Origin of the sequence: Pseudomonas sp. 32_A, assembly GCF_017490905.1 — a bacterium.
GTDB lineage: Bacteria > Pseudomonadota > Gammaproteobacteria > Pseudomonadales > Pseudomonadaceae > Aquipseudomonas > Aquipseudomonas inefficax.
Genome location: NZ_JAFGYI010000003.1, coordinates 49,602 through 58,197 on the forward strand (window position 1 = coordinate 49,602; position 8,596 = coordinate 58,197).

At 65.8% G+C, this 8,596-nt stretch carries 4 protein-coding genes; 1 reads left to right on the top strand and 3 read right to left on the bottom strand.

What is annotated here, in order from left to right:
• Positions 1-63 precede the first annotated feature (63 nt).
• The 3 genes from nirD to J5M58_RS02805 form a co-directional block, all read right to left on the bottom strand.
• Positions 64-426: a nitrite reductase small subunit NirD gene (gene nirD, locus J5M58_RS02795; RefSeq protein ID WP_112249355.1), complete on the bottom strand. Its 363-nt coding sequence runs from the start codon at positions 424-426 to the stop codon at positions 64-66.
• Complete coding sequence (gene nirB, locus J5M58_RS02800; RefSeq protein WP_207877096.1) at positions 426-2,978, bottom strand: nitrite reductase large subunit NirB; 2,553 nt, start codon at positions 2,976-2,978, stop codon at positions 426-428. The genes nirD and nirB overlap by 1 nt, the downstream gene beginning before the upstream one ends.
• Positions 2,979-3,282: 304 nt before the next feature.
• Positions 3,283-7,308: a bifunctional nitrate reductase/sulfite reductase flavoprotein subunit alpha gene (locus J5M58_RS02805; RefSeq protein WP_207877099.1), complete on the bottom strand. Its 4,026-nt coding sequence runs from the start codon at positions 7,306-7,308 to the stop codon at positions 3,283-3,285.
• A gap of 265 nt (positions 7,309-7,573) precedes the next feature.
• Here J5M58_RS02805 and map point away from each other — a divergent pair, with 265 nt between their 5' ends.
• On the top strand, positions 7,574-8,422 hold the full coding sequence (gene map, locus J5M58_RS02810) for a type I methionyl aminopeptidase (protein ID WP_112249358.1): 849 nt from the start codon (positions 7,574-7,576) through the stop codon (positions 8,420-8,422).
• Positions 8,423-8,596 lie beyond the last annotated feature (174 nt).

Below are 8,596 nucleotides of genomic sequence, written 5' to 3' on the forward strand. Positions count from 1 at the left end.
GGTTAACGCGATACCTGTGGGAGCGGGTTCACCCGCGAAGGGGCCGGTAGAGACAAATCAGCATCAAGCCACAGCCAACTCCACCGCCTCCCCATTCAACCGCACCGGCCACACGCGAAGTCGCTGCCCGCTATCCTCCAGGCATTCCCCGCTCTGCAGGCTGAAGTGCTGCTTGTACAACGGCGCCGCCACCACCAGCTCGCCCTGCACACTGCCCACCAGCCCGCGGCCGATGATGTTGGCACCGGACCGCGGGTCGCGGTTGTCCACCGCATACAGCGGCTGCGCCTGCCCCGGCAGGTAGAACAGCGCCACCTGGGCCCCGTCGAGCCAGACCACCACCCCGGAATCGGCCACCAGGTCATCCGCCTGGCACACGGCCTGCCAGTTCTCGTGGGTTTTCACAGCAGCATTGGACAGGTTCATCAGACAGCCTCCTCGACGGTTGGGATCAGGTGCAGTGGCACAGCAGGCCGGCGCTGTTCGCGTTCGCGCACGAAGTGCACGTCCGGGTCGGCGCGGCGGTCGTTGACGAAAGTACGGAAGCGCTTGAGCTTCTCGGGGTCGCCAAGGGCGTTGGCCCACTCGCACTCATACTGGTCGACCACATGCTGCATCTGCGCTTCCAGCTCGCTGGCCAGGCCCAGGCTGTCGTCGATGATCACCTGCTTCAGGTAGTCCAGCCCGCCTTCCAGGTTCTCGCGCCACACCGAGGTGCGCTGCAGTTTGTCGGCGGTGCGGATGTAGAACATCAGCACGCGGTCGATCAGGCGTACGAGGGTCTCGTCGTCGAGGTCGGTGGCAAACAGTTCGGCATGCCGCGGGCGCATGCCGCCGTTGCCGCACACGTACAGGTTCCAGCCCTTGTCGGTGGCGATCACGCCGATGTCTTTGCTCTGTGCCTCGGCGCATTCGCGGGTGCAGCCAGACACCGCGAACTTGAGCTTGTGCGGGCTGCGCAGGCCTTTGTAGCGGTCTTCCAGGCGCAGGGCCATGCCGACGCTGTCCTGCACGCCGTAACGGCACCAGGTGCTGCCAACACACGATTTCACCGTGCGGGTCGACTTGCCGTAGGCATGGCCGGTTTCGAAGCCGGCCTCGATCAGCTCGCCCCAGATCAGCGGCAGCTCGTGCAACTGGGCGCCGAACAGGTCGATGCGCTGGCCGCCGGTGATCTTGGTGTACAGGTCGTACTTTTTCGCTACCTGGCCGATCACGATGAGCTTGTCGGGGGTGATTTCACCGCCGGGGATGCGCGGCACCACCGAGTAGGTGCCGTTCTTCTGCATGTTGGCCATGAAGGTGTCGTTGGTGTCCTGCAGCGGCACCAGCGCCGGGTCCATGATCGGCTGGTTCCAGCACGAGGCGAGGATACTGCCCACCGCCGGCTTGCAGATGTCGCAGCCAACGTGGCCCTTGCCGTGGCGCTCGAGCAGTTCGTTGAAAGTACGGATACCCTCTACCCGCACCAGCCCGTACAGCTCCTGACGGGTGTAGGCGAAGTGCTCGCACAGGCTCTTGTCCACCGCCACGCCACGGGCGGTCAGTTCGTGCTCGAACACCTGCTTGAGCAGTGCCGCGCAACCACCGCAACCGGTAGCGGCCTTGGTGCAGCCCTTGACTGCGGCAAGGTCGCCGCAGCCGCTGTCGATGGCGGCGCAGACTGCGCCCTTGCTGACGTTGTGGCAGGAGCAGATGGTCGCGCTGTCGGGCAGCGCATCAGCACCCAGGGCCGGTGCACCGTCGCCTTGCGGCAGGATCAGTGCCGCCGGGTCGGCCGGCAGGGCGATGCCGTTCTGGGCGTATTGCAGCAGGGTGTCGTAGTAACTGTTGTCGCCGACCAGCACCGCACCGAGCACGTGCTTGCCGCTGGCATCCACCACCAGCCGGCGGTAGGCGCTGTTGGCTTCGTCGATGAAGCGGTAGCTGCGTGCGCCCGGGGTGGCGCCATGGGCATCGCCGATGGAGCCGACATCCACGCCCAGCAACTTGAGCTTGGTCGACATGTCGGCACCGGTGAACTCGCCAGCGGCTTCACCCATCAGCAATGCTGCCAGGTTGCGCGCCATGCTGTAGCCCGGGGCAACCAGGCCGAACACGCTGCCGTTCCACGAAGCACACTCGCCAATGGCGAAAATGCATGGGTCGCTGCTGCGGCAGTGGTTGTCGATGACCACGCCACCACGCGCGGCAATGTCCAGGCCACAGGCACGGGCCAGGGCATCCTGCGGGCGGATACCCGCAGAGAACACGATCAGGTCGGTTTCCAGGTGCTCGCCGCCCTCGAAGTTCATGCGGTAGCGGTAGTCTTCACCCGCACCGATCGACTGGGTGGCACGCGACAGGTGCACACCAACACCCAGCGCTTCGATCTGCGCCTTGAGCGCGGCACCGCCCTCGCCGTCCAGCTGTACCGGCATCAGCCGTGGGGCGAATTCCACCACGTGGGCTTCCAGGCCCAGCGACTTGAGGGCGTTGGCTGCTTCCAGGCCAAGCAGGCCACCACCCACTACCACGCCACGGCGGGCACTGGCTGCGGCAGCGCGGATGGCATCGAGGTCGTCGAGGGTGCGGTAGACCAGGCGGGCATTGCCGCTGGAACCTTCGATCGGCGGCACGAAGGGGTAGGAACCTGTGGCCAGCACCAGCTGGTCGTAGCCATAGCGGCCCTCGGCGGTGACCACCTCAAAGCGCTCACGGTCGATTTCCAGCACCGCTTCGCCGAGGTGCAGGTGCACACCGCTGACGCCGTAGAAGTCCTGCCCGCACAGGGCCAGGGTTTCGGCACAGCTGCCGCCGAAGTACTCGGACAAGTGCACGCGGTCGTACGCACGTTGGCGCTCTTCGCCGAACACATGCACTTCGAAGCGCTGCAGGGCGCCGCGGCTGACCAGTTGTTCGACGCAATGATGGCCGACCATGCCGTTGCCGACGATGACCAGTCGCTCTCGTTGCCCGCTGCTCGCTGTTGCCTTCATAAGCCGATCCTCGATCAAAAAAAAAGCGCCTGGAGCCGAAGCTCCAGGCGCCTTTGCCTGTATTCATCACGGTTGGGGGCCCGGGTTGATCGCCGTTGATCAGGGGGCTTTGTTGTAACCAGGGTAAAGCAGGGAGTGTGCCAACCCTGTTTCCTGTACCGGCCTCTTCGCGGGTAAACCCGCTCCCACAGGGATCGCCACATTTTTCAGACCTGTGCAGTACCTGTGGGAGCGGGTTTACCCGCGAAGAGGCCGGCACACTTCATGCACATTCACAGTGCACTACACCCCATCCTGGGGCACGTCAGTACACATCCCGCCGATAGCGTTTGGCCTTGCTCAGATTCTCGACATAAGCCGCAGCCGCCACTGCATCCATGCCGCCATGCTCGGCCACGATCGCCCGCAACGCCGCATCCACATCCCTGGCCATGCGCTGCGCGTCGCCACACACATAGAAGTACGCCCCCGCCTCCAGCCACTGCCACAGCTGCGCGCCCTGTTCGAGCATGCGCTGCTGCACGTAGACCTTCTCGGCATGGTCACGCGAAAACGCCGTGTCCAGACGCAAGTGCCCTGTAGCCTGCCAGGCCTGCAGCTGCTCCTGGTAATAGAAATCGGTGGCCGCGTACTGCTCGCCGAAGAACAGCCAGTTGGCCCCTTTCGCCCCACGTGCCTCTCGCTCTTCGAGGAAGGCCCTGAACGGCGCAATGCCGGTACCAGGCCCAACCATGATCACCGGCACGCTGCCGTCCTCGGGCAGGCGAAAGTGCTTCGACACTTGCGGGAAGATGGCTACCTTCAGCGCCTGCGCACGGTCGGCAAGGAAGCTTGAGCACACGCCTTTGCGCGCGCCATAGCGCACCGTGGAAACGGTCAGGTGCACCTGCTGCGGGTGCGCCAGCGGGCTGGAGCTGATCGAATACAGGCGCGGCTGCAACGGCTTGAGCAGCTCCAGCCAGCTGGCCAACGGCAGCTGCTGGGGGAAGGCGCGCAGCACATCGACCAGTTGCCGCCCCCACAACCAGTCCTGCAGCTCGGCCTTGCACTCGGGCTGCAGCAGGCGCTGCAGGTCCGGGGCATTGCCAGCGAAAGCCTGCAGCTGCTGCGGGGTGACCTTGGCGATCTCCAGGTGCGCTTGCAGGGCTTCGGTCAACGGCATGGCGGGCTGGCCTTTCAGCTCGACCATGGTCTGGCCATCGAGCTGCATCAGCGCCAGCAACTCGTCGACCAGGGCCGGACAGTTGCGCGGCCAAACGCCCAGGGCATCACCAGCGGCATAGGTGAAGCCGCTGCCGCTCAGGTCGAACACCAGTTGACGGGTTTCCTTGGTGGCACCCGGGCCGTTGAGCAAGCGGTTTTCCAGCAGGGTGGCGGCCCAAGGTTGCTGCTTGCCGTAGGCCGACACGGGCGCAGGCTCGGTGACCGGTTGCGGTCCAGCGGCGCGGCCTAGCGTGGGCAGCAGCGCATCCAGCCAGGCGGCGAAGGCGTCGTCGAAGTCCGGCTCGCAGTCCACCCGCTGCAGCAGGCGCCGCCCCCCCAGCTCGGCCAGGCGCTGGTCGAGCTGGCGGCCAAAGCCGCAGAACTGGTCGTAACTGGAGTCGCCCAGGGCCAGCACGGCAAAAGGCAGTTCGGCGCAGTGGGCGCCCTCCTCGCCCTGCAAGGCGTGCCAGAATGCTGCTGCGCTGTCGGGCGCTTCGCCATCGCCAAAGGTGCTGGCGATCAGCACCACGCTGGCGGCGCCCTGCAGCTGGCGCGGGCTGACCGCTTCCATGCAACTGAGCTGCACATCGAGGCCGGCAGCGCGCAGGCGCTCGGCACAGCGTTCGGCCAACAGCTCGCCGTTGCCGGTTTGCGAAGCCCACAGCACCTGGTGCCGTGGTGCTTTCAACGTCACATCGGGCAGCGCCGCAGGCTGGGCGAACAGCCCGGCCAGCAAACCATCGACGAACAGCCGGCGGTTGGCGGCCAGCGGCGCACTGGCCGGCAGGCAGGGCACGCCCTCGGCGCGGGCCTGGTCCAGGCCCAGCAGGAAGCCTTGCAGGTAATGGCGCTCTTCCTCGGCCAGCACCGGGGCTGGCAGGGCGTCCAGGCCAAGCAGTCGGGACAGGGTGGCGGTCGGCATGCGGGCAGGCTCCGGATTGGCAGTGTTCAGATCAAGGGCTTCGATGCGCTCACCGGCAACCCGCTCCAGGGTCACGGCACAATGCTTGAACGCTGGCTGCAGCGACAGCGGGTCGACCGCATCGCAGGTCACGGCGTTGATCGCCAGCTGCTCGCCGATCAGGTCGTTCCAGTGGAACGGGGCAAAGCAGTTGCCCGGCATCACCCGGTCGCTGATTCGCACGGGCAGCACGGCCTGCCCACGGCGCGAGCGAATGGCCACCTGGTCCTTTTCGGCGATGCCCAGCCGGGCAGCATCGTCGCGATGGATTTCCACGTAGGGGCCGGGCTCCAGCTTGTTCAGCGCCGGTACCTTGGCGGTCTTGGTCAGGGTGTGCCACTGGTGCTGTACGCGGCCGGTATTCAGCACCATGGGGTAATCGGCATCTGGCAGCTCCGCTGCCGGCAACCAGGGGCGGGCGAAGAAGCGAGCCTTGCCGCTGGCGGTCGGGAAAGCCAACGTCGGGCACTCGCCCTGGGCATCGCGCAGCTGCGTCTGGCTGCTGCCGTCGTTGCGATAGCGCAATGGGCTGCGCGGGTTGTCGCGGCCCGGGGCGCAGGGCCACTGGTGCGGCTGCTCGCGCAGTTCGGCATAGCCGATGCCCCGCAGGTCGTAGCCGGTGGTTGGGTTGTGGAAGCGGCGGATTTCTTCGTACACCGCTTCGGCATCGGGGTAGTCGAAGGCGTCGGCGTAGCCCATGGCACAAGCGACCCGGGCGATGATCTGCCAGTCTGGCAGGCTCTGCCCGGGCGGTTCGACGGCGCGTGGCATGAGGGTGAGGTTGCGCTCGCTGTTGATCATCACGCCCTCGCCTTCGGCCCACAGCGCAGCCGGTAGCAGGATGTCGGCGTAGCGGTTGGTCTCGGTGTCGAGGAAGGCATCCTGGGTAATCACCAGCTCAGCCTGGCGCAGGCCGTCGATCACCTGCTGGCGGTTGGCGACACTGGCCACCGGGTTGCTGCAGATGACCCAACAGGCTTTGACCACGCCGCTTTTCATCTGCTCGAACAGCGCCACCGTGCCCTCGCCGCCTTCGCTGCGCAGGCTGCCTGGGGCCAGTTGCCATTGCTGCTCGACGAAGGCCCGGTCTTGCGCTACCAGCGCCGAGCGCTGGCCTGGCAGACCGGGGCCCATGTAGCCCATCTCGCGGCCGCCCATGGCATTGGGTTGGCCAGTCAGCGAGAACGGCCCGCTGCCGGGGCGGCAGATGGCACCCGTGGCCAGATGCAGGTTGCAGACCGCATTGGTGTGCCAGGTGCCGTGGATGCTCTGGTTCAGCCCCATGGTCCAGCAGCTCATCCAGTTGCTGGCGCTGCCGATCCATTCGGCGGCCTTGACGATGTCGGCCTCGGCCAACCCGGTAATGGCGGCCACGCGGTCAGGGGTGTAGTCATCGAGAAAGGCCGGCAGTTCGTCCCAGCCTTCGGTGTGGCGGGCGATGAAGCCGGGGTCGGTGTGGCCGTTACGCAGCAGCAGGTGCAGCAGGCCGTTGAGCAAGGCCATGTCGCTGCCGGGGCGCACCTGCAGGAACAGGTCGGCCTTGTCGGCGGTAGCGCTGCGCCGCGGATCGACGACGATCAGCTTGGCACCCGCCTTGACCCGGTCGAGCAGGCGCAGGAACAGGATCGGGTGACAGTCGGCCATGTTGGCGCCGATGACCAGGAATACGTCGGCATGCTCGAAGTCCTGATAGCTGCCGGGCGGGCCATCGGCACCGAGCGACAGCTTGTAGCCGCTGCCGGCACTGGCCATGCACAGGCGCGAGTTGGACTCGATGTGGCGGGTGCGGATAAAGCCCTTGGCCAGTTTGTTGGCCAGGTACTGGGCCTCCAGCGACATCTGCCCGGACACGTACAGTGCCACAGCGTCAGGGCCGTGCTGGTCGATGATGCCACGCAGGCGCGCAGCGGCGGTGGCGATGGCCTGGTCGATGCCGGTTCGCGCTGGCTGCTGGCTGCGCTGCTGGCGTACATAGGCATCCTCCATGCGCCCGGCGGCGGTCAGCGGCAGGTGTGCGGTGAGGCCTTTGGTGCACAGGCGGCCAAAGTTGCTGGGGTGCTGCTTGTCGCCGCTGATCTTGCCGACCTTGCCATCGGCAACGCTCATGACGATGCCGCAACCGACGCCGCAATAGGGGCAGACGCTGCGCACTTCGCTGTTGGCCATGGGCGGGCTCCTGTGGGGAACGCAAAAGGCGCCGGCTGCTCCGGCTTGCTGGGCAAGCGGGGCAACACGGCGCCTTTGTCGTGAAGTTTTGTGGGCTGTCGACGTTGATAGCCCTGGGTAGCGGTAGATCAGCAATTTATGGGCCAGCTGTGCCGACCCTTTCGCGGGTGAACCCGCTCCCACAGGTACATCGCAGCCCTCAGGCCCTGTGATATCCCTGTGGGAGCGGGTTCACCCGCGAAGAGGCCGGCACAGGGAGTGCACCATGCGATGGCAACCCCGCCCCCCATGGCGCTATGCTGGGGCAAATTCCAGCATGAGCAACCGCCCTCCCCCCATGTCCCAGGTGATTATCAAGACCCCCGCCCAACTCGACCTGATGCGCCGCGCCGGCCAGCTGCTTGCCCAGGTGTTCGCCGACCTCGACAGCTTCATCCGCCCTGGCGTGACCACCATGCAGATCAACGACCGCGCCGAAGCGTTCATCATCGGCACGCTCAAGGCCCGCCCGGCGAGCAAGGGCCAGTACGGGTTCCCTTATTCGCTAAACACCTCGGTAGACCATGTGGTGTGCCATGGCATGCCCAAGGCCGATGAAGTGCTGAAGGAAGGCTCGATCATCAACGTCGACATCACCCTGGAACAAGGCGGCTACATCGCCGACTCGTCGAAGATGTACAGCATCGGGCCAATCAGCGATGAGGCGCAGCGCCTGGTCGACACCACCTATGACGCGCTATGGAAAGGCATCGAACAGGTACGCCCCGGGGCTACGTTGGGCGATATCGGCCATGCCATCCAGACCCATGCCGAAGCGGCGGGCTACAGCGTCGTGCGTGAGTATTGCGGGCATGGCATTGGCCAGCAGATGCATGAAGGGCCCGAGGTGCTGCACATTGGCCAGCGCGGGATGGGCCTGAAGTTGAAGCCGGGGATGGTGTTCACCATCGAACCGATGATCAACCAGGGCGGACGCGGGACGCGCACGCTGAAGGATGGCTGGACGGTGATTACCCGCGACCACAGCTTGTCGGCGCAGTGGGAGCATACCGTGGCGGTGACCGAGGATGGGTTTGAAGTGCTGACATTGCGGGAAGAAGAGCGTCGCGGCTGAAATTGCCGGGGGCGCAAAGCGGCCCCAGGATTTCATGAGCGATGAAATCGCTCAGGATGCAGAAACAAAAAAAGCGACCCTAGGGTCGCTTTCTCTGTTACTTCCGGGTGTTCAGTAGGCCCTGGAAGCGGAATATGGCGCAGCGGACGGGACTCGAACCCGCGACCCCCGGCG